The 14,911-nt window shown below is 58.5% G+C and carries 15 protein-coding genes; 14 read left to right on the top strand and 1 reads right to left on the bottom strand.

Annotated elements, in window-relative coordinates:
• Positions 1-11: 11 nt before the first annotated feature.
• The gene (locus tag EFB11_RS12950) at positions 12-2,000 is read right to left on the bottom strand and encodes an LTA synthase family protein (RefSeq protein WP_122790605.1); all 1,989 of its coding nucleotides are present in this window, start codon (positions 1,998-2,000) and stop codon (positions 12-14) included.
• A 361-nt stretch (positions 2,001-2,361) separates the two neighbouring features.
• Between EFB11_RS12950 and rimP the strand changes: the two genes are divergently transcribed.
• From rimP to EFB11_RS12880, 14 genes are all read left to right on the top strand, one after another.
• A complete protein-coding gene (gene rimP / locus EFB11_RS12945; protein ID WP_122790604.1) occupies positions 2,362-2,826 on the top strand; it encodes a ribosome maturation factor RimP in 465 nt (154 codons plus the stop codon).
• A gap of 19 nt (positions 2,827-2,845) precedes the next feature.
• Positions 2,846-3,958 (top strand): transcription termination factor NusA, encoded by a 1,113-nt coding sequence (nusA, locus tag EFB11_RS12940; protein WP_122790603.1) that lies wholly within the window; start codon positions 2,846-2,848, stop codon positions 3,956-3,958.
• Positions 3,959-3,980: 22 nt separating this feature from the next.
• Positions 3,981-4,259: an RNase P modulator RnpM gene (rnpM, locus tag EFB11_RS12935; RefSeq protein WP_122790602.1), complete on the top strand. Its 279-nt coding sequence runs from the start codon at positions 3,981-3,983 to the stop codon at positions 4,257-4,259.
• Positions 4,249-4,635, top strand: a complete 387-nt coding sequence (locus EFB11_RS12930; protein WP_164706772.1) for a L7Ae/L30e/S12e/Gadd45 family ribosomal protein — start codon at positions 4,249-4,251, stop codon at positions 4,633-4,635. The genes rnpM and EFB11_RS12930 overlap by 11 nt, the downstream gene beginning before the upstream one ends.
• Positions 4,636-4,699: 64 nt before the next feature.
• A complete protein-coding gene (infB, locus tag EFB11_RS12925; protein WP_122790600.1) occupies positions 4,700-7,015 on the top strand; it encodes a translation initiation factor IF-2 in 2,316 nt (771 codons plus the stop codon).
• Between the two features lie 74 nt (positions 7,016-7,089).
• On the top strand, positions 7,090-7,467 hold the full coding sequence (gene rbfA, locus EFB11_RS12920) for a 30S ribosome-binding factor RbfA (RefSeq protein ID WP_122790599.1): 378 nt from the start codon (positions 7,090-7,092) through the stop codon (positions 7,465-7,467).
• On the top strand, positions 7,464-8,432 hold the full coding sequence (locus EFB11_RS12915; protein ID WP_122790598.1) for a DHH family phosphoesterase: 969 nt from the start codon (positions 7,464-7,466) through the stop codon (positions 8,430-8,432). Before rbfA ends, EFB11_RS12915 begins: the two co-directional genes overlap by 4 nt.
• A 9-nt stretch (positions 8,433-8,441) precedes the next feature.
• Positions 8,442-9,359, top strand: a complete 918-nt coding sequence (gene truB / locus EFB11_RS12910; RefSeq protein WP_122790597.1) for a tRNA pseudouridine(55) synthase TruB — start codon at positions 8,442-8,444, stop codon at positions 9,357-9,359.
• Between the two features lie 22 nt (positions 9,360-9,381).
• Complete coding sequence (gene ribF / locus EFB11_RS12905) at positions 9,382-10,281, top strand: riboflavin biosynthesis protein RibF (protein ID WP_122790596.1); 900 nt, start codon at positions 9,382-9,384, stop codon at positions 10,279-10,281.
• Positions 10,282-10,374: 93 nt separating this feature from the next.
• Entirely contained in the window at positions 10,375-10,974 is a 600-nt protein-coding gene (locus EFB11_RS12900; RefSeq protein ID WP_122790595.1) for an RNA polymerase sigma factor, read from the top strand.
• A complete protein-coding gene (locus EFB11_RS12895; RefSeq protein ID WP_164706771.1) occupies positions 10,865-11,827 on the top strand; it encodes a hypothetical protein in 963 nt (320 codons plus the stop codon). Before EFB11_RS12900 ends, EFB11_RS12895 begins: the two co-directional genes overlap by 110 nt.
• Before the next feature lie 131 nt (positions 11,828-11,958).
• Complete coding sequence (gene trmL / locus EFB11_RS12890) at positions 11,959-12,459, top strand: tRNA (uridine(34)/cytosine(34)/5-carboxymethylaminomethyluridine(34)-2'-O)-methyltransferase TrmL (protein WP_206424190.1); 501 nt, start codon at positions 11,959-11,961, stop codon at positions 12,457-12,459.
• Positions 12,460-12,480: 21 nt separating this feature from the next.
• The gene (locus tag EFB11_RS12885) at positions 12,481-13,356 is read left to right on the top strand and encodes a DegV family protein (protein WP_122790592.1); all 876 of its coding nucleotides are present in this window, start codon (positions 12,481-12,483) and stop codon (positions 13,354-13,356) included.
• 267 nt (positions 13,357-13,623) lie between these two features.
• Entirely contained in the window at positions 13,624-14,814 is a 1,191-nt protein-coding gene (locus tag EFB11_RS12880) for a phosphoglycerate kinase (protein WP_122790591.1), read from the top strand.
• Positions 14,815-14,911 lie beyond the last annotated feature (97 nt).

Raw genomic sequence — 14,911 nt, 5'->3', positions numbered from 1 at the left:
AACGGGACCATTTAGGTCCCGTTTTTTTCTGTTTCGGCGGGGAAGAAGAAGCTGTCCACACGGTCTTCGTCCCCAAAGAGATTGTTATGTGCAAGCAGGCGATACTGCTGCATGAGATATTTTTCCTCGCCGGTCAGGTTTTCTTCTTCGGGAGAAGAATAGCGGCCATCGGCGGTGATGTAGCCCACCGGTGTGATGACCGGCACCTTGGCGGCCACTTCGGACAAAAACTGCTGATAGCCGGTCAGCGGCAGGCCGGCGACCTTGGCGGTCAGCAGACCCAGCGCCCAGGACGAAAGGGTCACATCCTGCGCTTCCGGGATGTCGTAGTTGGTCCAGATGAAGAAGGGCGTGCCGTACTGGTCAAAGACCTCCTCAGTGGTGCGGTCGTCGAGCGGTTTGCCGGTGATGTCCTCATAAAAATCGTTGCCGAGCGGCGGTTGATGGTCGCCGAAAAAGACGATCAGTGTCGGCACATCCGACTGGGAATAGTGCGAAATGAGATTGCGCAGCGCATCGTCGGAGGCGCGCATGAGCGAAAAGAACTGGTCGGCCGCCGGATATTGTCCGGCCAGGTCGCCGGTCAGTTCGACCGTGCGTTCCAGATTAGTCCAGGGCAGCTGATACCCGCTGTGGTTCTGGATGGTCACATTAAAGACGAACAACGGGTCGTCCCCTGCTTCATCGGTCATGCGGTACAGCTGTTCATAATCGCACTGGTCGGAGATGAAACCACGGATATAAGCTGGCGAAACAACATCTTCCTCATAAAGTTGCGTATCAAAACCCATCCATTTGTAAACCGACGTGCGGTTCCAGCCCGAAGAATCGTACGGGTGGAAAGCGGTCGACGAAAAACCGAGGGCTTTGAGCTGGGACACCAGCGAAGGCGTGCCGTCCTGGAGATAAAGCTGATAGGCGACCGTGGACGAGGGCAGGAAGGCCAGCGGATTGCCGGTCAAAAATTCAAACTCCACATTGGCCGTGCCGCCGCCGGTCACGGGCGAGATCATGGTGCCCTTGACCGTGTTTTCGGTCAGGCTGTGCAAAAAGGGCGTGGGGTCGTCCGACAGGGGGATGTCATAAGCGTCCAGGTCGGCAAACGACTCGTTCATAATGGCAATAATGTGCACCGGCTGAGTGACATCTGCGGACGTTTGGTCCTCGGTGGGAACGGTATCGATGATGTTCTGAACCGCGGTCGTCGAATATCCCTCCGGCTCGGTGACCATGCTGTACCGCACGGACGCGGTGAAATTGAGCACAAATCCATTGGCCTGGGTCTTCCACTGCTGGGAATAGATGCCCAGCCAGGTCAGCATGGGCGTACAGAAAAACAGCAGACCATACACGGCAGCGCCTGCGCAGATAGATAAGACCACGCGTTTGCGCGGACGGCGCGCTTTTTTCTGGGCGGGCAGCCGCCAGAGCAGCACCAGATAGGCCAAGGCAAACAGGGCCGCGCGCAGGATGGTTTCATCGGGGGTATAATCGTAGCCGCCTGCGACATTATACGCCGTGCGCCAGGCGACCAGGTCACAGGGGAAGATAATCCGCCCACGGAAGGTCAGCACATAGTGATTGATCAGCCCCACGGCAAAGCAGATCACCATGGCCAGTGCCGCCGACCGGCGGATGCGGCCAAAGAGCAGGGCCAGCAGGCCGAAAAAGAGATAATACCAAATGAGGTTGAGCGTGCACTGAGTGACCGACAGGGCGTCAAATGGGTTGGTGTTGTTGAGCAGTTCGACCACCAGCAGCGCACAGGGTGCGCCGAGCGCCCAGATGATACGCGGCACCCAGATAGTCGTGCGACCGAGAAGCGGCCGGGGGATCAGACCCGCCGCGCCAAAGCTGGCCGCCAGCAGGATGGTCATGGCAGGATATTGAATAAAATACTGATCCAGTACGAACCAGGCCGCCAGAAACAGGAGAGCGGCTCGTAAAACAAGGAGTTGCCGCCGGGCATGGCCGGACGGTGGAAGGGAAAAACGCTTCATGGGATGCTCCAATGGATGTATAAAAATTTCCGAAAACCGGACATATTATAACTGTACCTCTTTTTGCGCGTCATTGCAAAAAAAATTTTCGTCCGCTGCCGCAAAAAAGCACAAGCTGGGGGAAATCCATAGAAACCGCATGAAAAATTTGTCGAAACCGCCCAAAACGGCCCGATGCACCCGCATCCAGGCATGGGAAGGGCGCAAAAATGGAAAAATATTTGCATTTTCCTTGCAATGGCATGCGGCGCGTGGTATACTATGTACGTAAGTTTGTATGAATGTTCAAGAGTGGGGCGACCCACTCTTTCTTATTGACCGGACGCGGGCAGCCCCCGGCCGGGGACAGAAGGAGGAAATGATGCAGGCAAAGCAAGTTGTGGCACGTGTTGCGGAGCTGGCCGAGCCGGTCTGCGAAAAGGCCGGCGTGACCCTGTGGGACGTGGAGTTTGAAAAAGAGGGTGGCCAGTATATGCTGACCGTCACCATCGACCGCGACGAAGGCGTGGACATCGACCACTGTGAGGCGGTCTCGCGCGCACTCGACCCCATGCTCGACGCGCGGGAGTTCGATTCCCTGCCCGCCTATACCCTGTGCGTCTCTTCGGCCGGACTGGAGAGAAGGCTCAAAAAGCCCGCGCATTTTGAAAAATTTCTGGGCCAGGCCGTGGAAGTCAAGTTTTATAAGCCGGTCGACGGCGCCAAAACCGTCGAAGGCACCTTGGTCGGTTATGACAATGGCTGCGTGAGCGTCGAAGTGGACGGTACGCGCCGTGTCTATGAGCCCCAGGACATCGCAGCCGTCCGGCTGACCGTACAGTTTTAAAAGGAGTGATTGGGACAAGATGAACGCAGAGTTTTTTGCAGCCCTCGAGCAACTGGAAAAGGAAAAGGGCATTTCGGTCGATTACATGCTCGAGCGCGTCGGCCAGGCGCTGATCGCCGCGTATAAAAAGATGAACGACGGCATGACCGATAACGTCTATGTCGAAACCGACCGCGTCAAAAAGGAAATCCGCCTGTTTGTGCGCAAGACGGTTGTAGACGATGTCTATGAGCCGTACGAGGAACTGAGCCTGGAAGAAGCGCGCGAATACAAGAAAAATGCCATGCTGGGCGACGTGATCGACATCGACATCCCGCCCAAGTCCTTTGGCCGCATCGCGGCCCAGTCGGCCAAGCAGGTCATCATCCAGGGCATCCGCGAAGCCGAACACGGCATGGTGCTTTCGGAGTTTGAATCCAAGGAACATGAGATCTTGAACGCTACCGTCAGCCGGGTTGACCCGCGTACGGGCAACGTCATCCTGGAGATGATCTCCCAGGGCGAAAAGACCGAAGCGGTGCTCACCGCCGGTGAGCAGGTGCGCAGCGAAACGCTCAAGGAAGGCGAGCGCGTCAAGGTTTATGTCATCGAGGTACGCCGCGGCACCCGCGGCCCGCAGGTCATGATCTCGCGCACCCATCCGGGTCTGGTCAAGCGCCTGTTTGAACTGGAAGTACCCGAAATCCACGACGGCATCGTCGAAGTTAAGTCGATCGCCCGCGAAGCAGGCAACCGCACCAAGATCGCCGTCTGGTCGCAGGACGAAAACGTCGATCCGATCGGCGCTTGTGTTGGTACCCGTGGCGCCCGCGTGGGCAACATCGTCGACGAACTCGGCGGCGAGAAGATCGACATCATCAAGTGGTCGGAGGATATGGCCCAGTTCGTTTCCGCGGCGCTCGCGCCCGCAGACGTCATCTCGGCCACCATGCAGCCGGATGGCAAGTCCTGCCGCGTGATCGTGCCCGACGACCAGCTCAGCCTGGCGATCGGCAAGGAAGGCCAAAACGCCCGTCTGGCCGCCAAGCTGACCGGCTGCAAGATCGATATTGCACCTGCATCCCAGGCCGAACCGGCCGTGTCCGAGCCGGAGACCGAAGCACCGGCGGAGGATGCGCAGGAAGCGGAATAAGCCGGGAAAAGGGGGATCACCCATGCAGAAACGAAAAATCCCCATGCGGCAATGCCTAGGGTGCCGCACCATGTTTCCCAAGCGGGAACTCATCCGTGTGGTGCGTTCGCCCGAAGGCGAATTGTCGCTCGATTTTAAGGGCAAGGCGCCCGGCCGCGGCGCGTATCTCTGCCCGAACCTCGAATGCCTGAAAAAAGCGCGCAAGGCGCGCGCCATCGAGCGGGCGTTCGAGATGACCGTGCCCGACACGGTTTATGAAGCCCTGGAGCAGCGCATGGAGGAAGAAAACCATGGAAACTAATCCGGTGCTCGGGCTTTTGGGCCTGTCCCGCCGCGCCGGCAAGCTGGCCTGCGGCGAAGAACAGGTGGGCGAAATGGTGATGGCCGGAAAATGCCGGGCCATCTTTCTGGCCGAGGACGCGGGCGATGCCACGCGCCGCAAGGTCATGCGGCACGATGCGCGTGTTCCGGTGTTCTCCATGCCCTGCACGCGGGAAACGCTGGGCAATGCGATCGGCGTGCCCGGATGTGTGGTCTGCGCCATAAGCGATATGGGCATGGCCGCGGCTCTGGCAGGCAAATTGGCCGATACCAGCGCCCAAAACAAGGCGGCCGCCGCGCGTGTTTCGGAAAAAAAGGCGCGCATTGACCGCCGCAAGGGGAAAAAGAAGAAATAACGACTTTTTCCGCCTTTTGCGAGGCTTTGGCCCCGCACCAATCATCATCAGGAGGTGAGCGCCAATGGCGATTGATAACAAGTATAGAGTCCATGAAGTGGCGAAGGATTTCGGCCGGTCGACCAAGGAAGTGACCGACATCCTCACCAAGTACGCAAAAGCGCCCAAAAATCATATGCAGGTTTTGGACGATCACGAACTGAGTATTATTTTTGAGTATTTTACGCAAAATCATCAGGTAGATGATTTGGAGCGCGTGCTGGGTTCCCAGCAGGCAGCCCCGGCAGGCGGCAAGAAGGAAGCCGCTCCGGTCAAGGAAGCTGCGCCCAAGGCGGACGAAGGCGAAAGCAAAGAAGAAAAGAAGGAAGCGCCGCGTTCGTCCCGCGTCAAGCAGGTCCACCGCATCGATACCCGTGGCGGCGGCGACGTCAACCTGGCCAAGTACGACGAGCGTATCGATTCTCTGGTTTCCGAAAAGGCTGAACGTATGCAGTCGAGCGGCCAGAAGAAGCAGAAGCTGACCAAGAAGTCCGACCAGCGTGCGCGCCAGCAGTATGGCTCCAAGCGCCGTCAGGAGGAGCAGGAGAAGATGAAGCGCCTGCAGCGCCAGCAGCAGATGGCCAAGAAGGTACAGCTTAAGGTCTCCATCCCGGATGAGATCAATGTCGGCGAGTTCGCGCAGCGCATGAAGCGCACCGCAGCCGACGTCATCAAGGAACTGATGAAGCTGGGCGTCATGGCGTCCATCTCCCAGACCATCGACTTTGACACCGCGGCCATCGTTGCCGAAGAAATGGGCGCCAAGGTCGAGCGCGAAGTGCATGTCACCATCGAGGAAAAGCTGTTTGACGAATCCGAGGACAAGGAAGAGAACCTGCAGCCCCGCGACCCGGTCGTTGTGGTTATGGGTCACGTTGACCATGGTAAGACCTCGCTGCTCGACGCCATCCGTAAGACCAAGGTCACCGAAGGCGAAGCCGGCGGCATTACCCAGCACATCGGTGCATACCGCGTCAAGGTTGGCGGCAAGCCGATCACCTTCCTCGACACCCCGGGCCATGCGGCATTTACGTCCATGCGTGCCCGCGGCGCACAGGTTACCGATATCGCGATTCTGGTCGTGGCAGCCGACGACGGCATCATGCCGCAGACTATCGAAGCCATCAACCACGCCAAGGCAGCCAATGTGCCGATCATCGTGGCCGTCAACAAGATCGATAAAGACGGCGCGAATCCCGAGCGCATTTTGCAGCAGCTGACCGAGTATGAACTCGTGCCCGAAGAATGGGGCGGCGACACGATCGTCTGCAACATTTCGGCTAAGTACGGCCAGGGCATCGAAAACCTGCTCGAAATGGTCCTGCTGACCGCCGAGGTCGCCGACCTCAAGGCCAACCCCAACCGTCAGGCCAAGGGTACGGTCATCGAAGCCAAGCTCGACAAGGGCCGCGGCCCGGTTGCGACCGTTCTGGTCCAGAACGGTACCCTGCACACGGGCGACAGCATCATCGCCGGTACGGCGGTCGGCCGTGTCCGCGCGATGACCGACGACGACGGTCGCAAGATCAAGTCCGCAGGCCCGTCGGTTCCGGTCGAGATCATCGGTCTGGCTGAAGTGCCGGGCGCAGGCGACATCTTCTACGCGGTCGACGACGAGAAGATGGCCCGTCAGCTGGTCGAACAGCGTAAGGAGAAGGAAAAGGAAGAGCGCAACAAGGCTTTCCACAAGGTTACGCTCGACAACCTGTTCCAGTCCATCCAGGAAGGCGAGATGAAGGAACTGAACATCATCGTCAAGGCCGACGTACAGGGTTCGGTCGAGGCCATCCGCGCCAGCCTGGAAAAGCTGTCCAACGAAGAAGTGCGCGTCAAGGTCATCCACGGCGCAGTTGGCGCGATCAACGAATCCGACGTTATGCTGGCCGCGGCTTCGGGCGCGATCATCGTTGGCTTTAACGTTCGTCCCGACCGTACGGCGACCGATTCGGCAGCCCAGCAGGGCGTCGACATGCGCATGTACCGCGTCATCTACGACTGCATCGAGGAGATGGAGCAGGCTATGAAGGGCATGCTCGCACCCAAGTTCCGCGAGGCTGTGCTCGGCCATGCCGAAGTGCGCACCACCTTCCGCGTATCCGGTGTGGGCACCATCGCAGGCTGCTACGTGCAGGACGGCAAGATCCAGCGCCATGCGCAGGTGCGCATCGTGCGCGACGGCATCGTCATCCACGAGGGCGTGCTGTCCTCGCTCAAGCGCTTCAAGGACGACGTCAAGGAAGTTGCATCCGGCTATGAGTGCGGCTGCGGCTTTGAAAACTTCAACGACATCAAGGAAGGCGACGTATTCGAAGCCTTTGTTATGGAAGAAATTCCGGGATAAAGAACGTATTCACTCACAGGGCGGGCCTGTCGCCCGCCCTGTTTTGTATTCCCCCGAAAAGGAGGTCAATCCATATGGCAAGCAATCGCATCACCCGCATTTCCGAAGAGGTCATGCGCGCGCTGGCCGAAGCGCTGCGCGCGGTCAAGGACCCGCGTGTGCAAAACGGCCTGGTTTCGGTCACCCATTGCGAAGTGACCAACGACCTGCGCTATGCCAAGGTTTATATTTCGGTGCTCGGCACCCCCGAACAGGCCAAGGACGTGATGAAGGGCTTGAAATCCGCGTCCGGCTGGCTGCGCCGGGAAGTTGGCCACAAGGTCCAGCTGCGCTATGCGCCCGAGCTGGTCTTTGAACTGGACGAGTCCATCACCCACGGCGCACACATCTCTCAGGTCATCCACGGACTCGAGCGCGAAGGCAAGATGGGCAGCGGGGAGGACGAAGCATGAACGTCACCGTAGCCGAAGCCGCCGCCCTGCTGCGGCAGGCGGACGATATTCTCATTCTGTCCCATCGCCGGCCGGACGGCGACACGACCGGCTGCGCGGGCGCGCTGTGCCGCGGCCTGCGGCAGCTGGGCAAGAACGCTTATGTGCTGGAAAACCCCGAGATCACCAAGCGGTATGAATCGCTCATCGTACCCTGCTACCCGCCGGAAGGCTTTGTGCCTGCTTTTGTCGTGACCACCGACATCGCGGACACCAACCTATTTTCCGACAATGCGCAGGGGTATATCGGCAAGATCGACCTTGCGCTCGACCATCACCGCTCTAACCCCGGCATCGGCAAGCACAACCTCATCCGTCCCCAGGCGGGCGGCTGTGCCGAGGTCATCTACGACGTACTCAAGGCACTGGGCGTGACGCTTACGCGCGACATCGCGCGGTGCATCTATATCGCCATCTCGACCGATACCGGCTGCTTTAAATTCTCCAACACCGTGCCGCACACGCTGCGCGTGGCGGCCGACTGTCTGGAAGCCGGCATCGATGGGGGCGAAATCAATCGCGCGCTCTTTGAAGTCAAGAGCTGGCCGCGGTTTGAGATGGAGCGCATCATTTTCGACACCATGGAGTTTGCCATGGACCGCAAGGTCGCGCTGGCCCTTCTGTGGCGGGCGGACATCGACCGCACCGGCGCAGACATGGACGATTTGGACTCGATCGCGTCGCTCACCCGCCAGATCGAAGGCGTGCAGGTCGGCATCACCCTGACCGAAAACAAGGATGGCACCATCAAAGCATCGGTGCGCACGACCAAGGAAGTGGACGCTTCGGCCATTTGCAGCAAATGCGGCGGCGGCGGCCATCTGCGCGCGGGTGGTGCATCTTTCCCGGCTGGAGTGGACATGATGCAGGCCAAGCAGCGTCTGCTGCTGGCCACCAAGGAAGTCTACCAGCAGAGCAGCCTTTGAGGGCAGACGATGGAACAACAGACGCTAAACGGGATTTTACTGATGAACAAGCCCCAGGGCTTCACATCACACGACGTGGTAGCCAAGCTGCGGGGCATCTTAAAGACCCGCCGCATCGGTCACGGCGGCACGCTCGACCCCATGGCGACCGGTGTGCTGCCCGTCTTTGTAGGCGGGGCGACCAAAGCGGCCGATTTTGCGGCCGCGCAGGACAAGGAATATGTGGCCGGGTTCACGCTGGGCCTGGCCACTGACACTCAGGATACCACCGGACAGACCCTGCATACTTCGGACAAGCGGGTGGATATCGCCGCCGTGCGGCAGGCGCTGGCCGGGTTCCAGGGCGTGCAGCAGCAGCTGCCGCCCATGTATTCGGCGGTCAAGGTCGGCGGCCGCAAGCTGTACGACCTGGCCCGCAAGAGACAGGAGGTCGAGCGCCCGACGCGCGAGATCGTGGTGCCGGAGATCGAGCTGCTGGACTTTGACGAGGCCGCGCAGCGCGGTACCTTCCGCGTGGTAGCCAGCAAGGGCACCTATGTGCGCACGCTGGTCAACGACCTGGGTGAAAGACTTGGCACCTGGGCAGCCATGCACAGTCTGGTGCGCACGCGGTCGGGCGCGTATGCGCTCGAGGAGACCACGGACTTTGCCGCGGTCGAGCGGGCGATGGAAGCCGGCCAGATGCAGTCGCTTTTGCGGCCGACCGACAGCCTGTTTCTCGAGCATCCGGCCGTGTATTTGACCGCCGAGGGCGGCGAACGCGCGGCGCGCGGGGCAGTGGTATTCCCGCGTCAGGCAAAGGGCCTGCCCGAAACGCCGGACATGCTCGTGCGGGTATACGAGGGGGACCAGTTCCGCATGCTCGGCCAGGTGCGCACGCTGGACAAAGGCGGCGTAGGATTATTTGTGTATAAAAATTTCCGGTAAGAAATACAGGGGGAAAGACCCAATGCATATCGAAAACCGACCGCGCGCCATCGCGCTTGGATATTTTGACGGGGTACATCGCGGCCATCAGGCTCTGATGGAACGGGCTATTTTGCGGGCAAAAGACATCGGCGGCATCTCGTCGGTGTTCACCTTTGACCAGCATCCCAGTTCGGTCATGTCGGGCGTCCCGGTGCCCATGCTGACCGCTCATGCGGGCCGTGCCGATGAGATCAAACGGCTGGGCGGCGTGGATGAAGTTATTTTCGGCCACTTCACCGAATTGCGCACCATGGATTGGCGTGATTTTATCCACAAGCTGCTGATTGGTAAATTTCATGCCAAATACATCATCTCGGGCCACAACAACCGCTTTGGGTATAAGGGCCTGGGAACCGCGGAAGGCATGGCCGAAGAATGCCGCAAAGCCGGCATCGGTTATGACTGCATCCAGGACGTGAAGATCGACGGTGTCGTCGTTTCGTCCACCTACATCCGGCAGCTCATCCGGCAGGGGGATATGGAACGGGCTACCGAATTTTTGGGCCATCCCTATACGATTTCCGGCATTGTCGAACATGGACGCAAGGTTGGCACCCGCACGCTGGGCGTGCCGACGGTCAATCTCGCGCTGCCGGAAGAGATGGCGTTGCCGCCGTATGGCGTGTATGCCACCCGTGTGGTCGTCGGCGACCAGTCCTATCTGGCGGCGACCAATATCGGTGTCAAGCCCACCTTTGTCGATGGCGGTGGGCCGACCATTGAACCGCATCTGCTCGACTTTGACGGCGACCTGTATGGGCAGTTCATCCATGTCGAGCTGCATAAGTTCCTGCGTCCGGAGCAGGCGTTCGAGTCGGTCGACGCACTCAAGGCCGCCATTGCCGAAAATGTGCGGCAGACCCGGGAATTTTTCGCATAATAAAAAACGCGCCTGCGGGCGCGTTTTTTTCTGTTTTCCGGGAACAATCGAGCGCCCTCAATCGTGTTGTTTGCAGAAAGGAGGAGGGACAGCATGGAGGATACTTCGCAGCGCACCGACGCATTTTTGCTGCGGGCGATGAAGCTGTGCGGGGATGCGGTATACCGCCTGGCGTTGTGCCGCCTGGGTTCCCGGGCCGACGCCGAGGATGTGTATCAGGATGTCTTTTTGCGGCTGCTGCGCGACACGACTGCGTTTGCCGATGACGAGCACCTCAAAGCCTGGCTGCTGCGGGTGACCGCCAGCCGGTGCAACGATCTGCGGCGCGCGGCCTGGTTCAAACGCACGGCACCGCTGGAGGCTCTTCCGGATGCGGCAGCGCCGGAAGACGAGGACTATACCGCGCTGTGGCAGGCGGTGGCGAGCCTGCCCGCACGGCTGCGCACGCCGGTCTATCTGCATTATGTGGAAGGCTATGGTACCGAGGAGATCGCGCACATCACCGGCTGCCGGCCAGCGACCGTACGCACCCGGCTGCACCGGGCACGCAAACAACTCAAAGAGATTTTGGAGGGCGATGACGATGAAACAAACCAAACGACTGAGCGATTTACAGAAGATGCAGGCGCCCGAATCGCTGCGGACGCGCACCCTTTGGGCAGCGCATCAGGCGCGGCAAAACCCGGCGTCTGATGCAGCAAAAGCACCGCGGTTTCGTGGGATGAAACGCATTTTGGCAGCCGCCTGTGCGTTTGGCATTTTGGCAGGCGGTGCGGCAATCCGAACCCAGACACCGGACAGCGCAGGCGGAGTGGCGGTCAGCCATACGTTTGGTCTGGTGGCGTATGCGGCCGATACCGGCGAAACCATGGAACCGAAAAACAGCACCATCGTGTTTGCCGATGGCGCAGGCGTGGATGATTCGGAGCAAGGCTTTTTTTCCGGCTGTCTGTTCCGGGTGACCGGGGACAACATTGCGACAGTCAGCGCATCCATCGATCAAGGGGCGCTTTATCGCACCAAAACCCTGACCGATTTCGATCCAGATGCCTATTACCAGATGGCATCGGCGGCCGATGCCGCCCTGCGGGATGGCAAAAGTTCGGCTGCGGCGGCTGCGGACGCCATTTCAGACCCCCGCTTGGAGGGCGCCGATGTGGTGATGCCGTATGGCCTGGGCGATACCGAGGACGAGATGCAATGGTGTGCCGATGTTTGCTGGAAGCTGGAAAACGGCTTTGAGGAACTCTATGACCCGGACACCAGCTATGGATTCTGGGCAGCGCCTGAGCAAATGGAGGAAACCGCCGACCTGCGGGAAGCATGGCACAGCCGGATCGATACCTTCGAAGGCGCCAAACTGACCGTCACGGTCACGTTCACCGATGGCGCACAGCAGACCCAAACCATGACCCTGCACACCGGCAAGCTGGCGGTGATTTACCCGGATTCCGGAAGCGGCCGGCAACTGACTGGCGAAGTGCTCACCGACGAGCAGGCCCAAACCGAAGGCTATGTTTACGGCGTGTACGCCCAAATGGACTGACCTTTTTTCAAATATCCCCCGATTTTTCCGGATTGGGGGATGTTTTTTTGCGCAAAAGGATATAAAGTCCTTGAAAAATCACGTAAAATCTCATAAAATAAAAGCGTACTTCGTAAAAAAAGAGGATTGTTATGTTCCATATCGTTTTGGTCGAACCCGAGATCCCGCAGAACACCGGCAACATCGCGCGCACCTGTGCCGCGACCGGTTCGGTGCTTCATCTGGTGGAACCGCTCGGGTTTTCGATTGACGACCGGCAGCTCAAACGCGCCGGTCTGGATTACTGGCATTTGCTGGACATCCGGTATTATAAAAACCTAGCGGATTTTTTTGAGAAAAATCCCGCAGGACCCTATTACTATCTGACTACCAAAGCGCCGCGCGCCTACACCGAAGCATCGTTTGCCGATGGCTCTTATCTGATGTTCGGTAAGGAAACCCGCGGCCTGCCCGAAGACCTGCTCACCCAGCATCCGGAGCGCTGTCTGCGTATCCCCATGCGGGAAGGAGCACGCAGCCTCAATTTATCCAATTCGGTGGCCGTGACTGTGTTTGAAGCGCTGCGGCAGACCGGGTTCAAAGGCCTCGAAGAAGCCGGCCGTTTTCCGGCCGATCTCGGGCCGGCGCTGTAACAGGCAGCAAGGAGAAGAAGGATGGAAAAGATCTATATTTTTGCCGATTCGGCCTGCGATATCCCGCGAGAACTGGCTGTAAAATATCAAATCGACATTCTGCCGGTGCAGATCACGCATGAGGGACGCACCTTCCGGGAACACTATGACATCACCCCGGAAGAATACTGCAAACTGCTCGGCAGTACCGACGAAATCCCCGTGACCGCGCAGATCACACCGGTACAGTTTTTGGAGCACTACCGCCAGATGCACGAAGCCGGTTATACCCATGCGCTGGGCATTATCATGAATGGCAAAGGCTCGGGCTGTTTTCAGTCGGCCTGCGTCGCGCGGGATATGTTTTACGAGGAATACGGCCAGGCCATGCGCATTGAAGTGATCGATTCGGAAAGCTATTCGATGATTTACGGGCGAATCATTCTGGATGCGGCCAAAATGCGCGATGGTGGCGACAGCTTTGACGCGATTCTGGGTGTGGTCCGTTCGCGCCTTCAGCGCAGTGAGGGGGCTTTGGGCGTATATTCGCTCAAATTCCTCAAAAAATCCGGGCGCATCTCGGGCGGCGCTGCCTTTGTCGGCGAAGCGCTGGGCATCAAGCCCATCAGCCATGTGTATGCAGGCGGTGTGACCGTGTGCGGCAAGGCGCGCGGAGAGAAAAATCTGGTCCCGGCAATGGTGGATTTTGTCCGCAAGCGGGTGGTCAGTCCGGAGACCCAGATCGCCGGTCTACTCTATGGCGACGTGCCCCAAAACCGGATCGAAGAACTGGAAAAAAAGCTGCTTGAGATGGGATTTGCTGCGGTGGAACGCTGGCCGATCGGCGTGTCGGTGCTGACCAACACCGGCCCGCAGGCACTGGCTGTCATGTACTACGGCGAACCGCGCGAAAGCTAGTCTGCACGGAGAAAAAGCACACCCGCAGGCGCTGCGCTAGGGCAAATATCACCAGAAATTTATTTTTTCCGGCCCCACAAAATAAAATAATCGCCAAAGCGCGGATTTTTTGCGATATTTTTCGAAAATTCTATTGATTGTTAGTGGTAAAACAAGTATAATGCTGTCTTAGGAAGAAGGAAGTGCAGATTCCGGGAGATTCATCCCCGAATCGCATGGTTTAGAGTTGGTTTTGATAAAAATATTCTGTCCCAAAGGAGAGTTAATATGGATTACAACAAGAAGAACGTGGAAGACATCGACGTAAGCGGTAAGAAGGTCATTGTCCGTTGCGACTTCAATGTGCCGCAGGATGAAACCGGCCGCATCACAGACGACAAGCGTATCGTAGCTGCGCTGCCGACCATCAAGTATCTGCTCGAGCACAACGCTGCTGTGATCCTGTGCTCGCATCTGGGCCGCCCGAAGGGCGAAGTCAACATGAAGTATTCGCTGGCGCCGGTTGCAGAGCGTCTGGGCGAGCTGCTGGGCAAGCAGATCAAGCTGGCGAAGGACGTTGTTGGCGAAGACGCAAAGCGTCTGGCTGCTGAAGTAAAGCCGGGCGAAGCCGTCATGCTCGAGAATGTTCGCTTTGAAAAGGGCGAAACCAAGAACGATCCGGCACTGGCTAAGGCTTTCGCTGACATGGCTGACATCTATGTTAACGATGCATTCGGCACCGCACACCGTGCCCATGCTTCTACCGCTGGTATTGCCGACTACCTGCCGGCTGTTTGCGGTTACCTCATCAACAAGGAAATCTCCATCATGGGCAAGGCGCTGGCAAATCCGGCCCGTCCGTTCGTTGCCATCCTGGGCGGCGCAAAGGTTTCCGATAAGATCGGCGTTATCAACAACCTGATCGAAAAGTGCGACACCATCATCATCGGTGGCGGCATGGCTTACACCTTCATGAAGGCGCAGGGCGGCAAGATCGGTACCTCTCTGTGCGAAGAAGATAAGCTCGATCTGGCCAACGGTCTGGTCAAGAAGGCAGAAGAAAAGGGCGTTAAGCTCCTGCTGCCGATCGACAATGTTTGCGCAGACCACTTTGCAGCCGATGCAGAGCCGGTTGTTTACGGCGCAGGCGAACTGCCGGACAACATGATGGGTCTGGACATCGGTCCGAAGACCATCGAACTGTTCTCCAATGCCGTGAAGGATGCTGGTACGGTTGTTTGGAACGGCCCCATGGGCGTATTCGAATTTGACGCTTTCGCAGTTGGCACCAAGGCTGTTGCCAAGGCTATCGCATCTTCGAACGCTGTTTCCATCATCGGTGGCGGCGACTCGGCAGCAGCGGTTGAAAAGCTGGGCTTTGCCGACAAGATGACTCACATCTCCACCGGCGGCGGCGCTTCGCTCGAGTTCCTGGAAGGTCTGGAACTGCCGGGCATCGCTTGCCTGAACGACAAGTAAGAAATTGTTTTTCATCCGGGCGAAAGTCCCGCCCGGATGAAAATCGCTTGATTGCGGGGCAAACCCGTATAAATACATACATTTACGAGAACAAATA

This window comes from Intestinibacillus sp. Marseille-P6563 (assembly GCF_900604335.1).
Lineage (GTDB): Bacteria > Bacillota > Clostridia > Oscillospirales > Butyricicoccaceae > Butyricicoccus_B.
The sequence above is the reverse complement of the archived record's forward strand: the minus strand, read 5'-3'. Positions and strand labels throughout refer to the sequence as shown.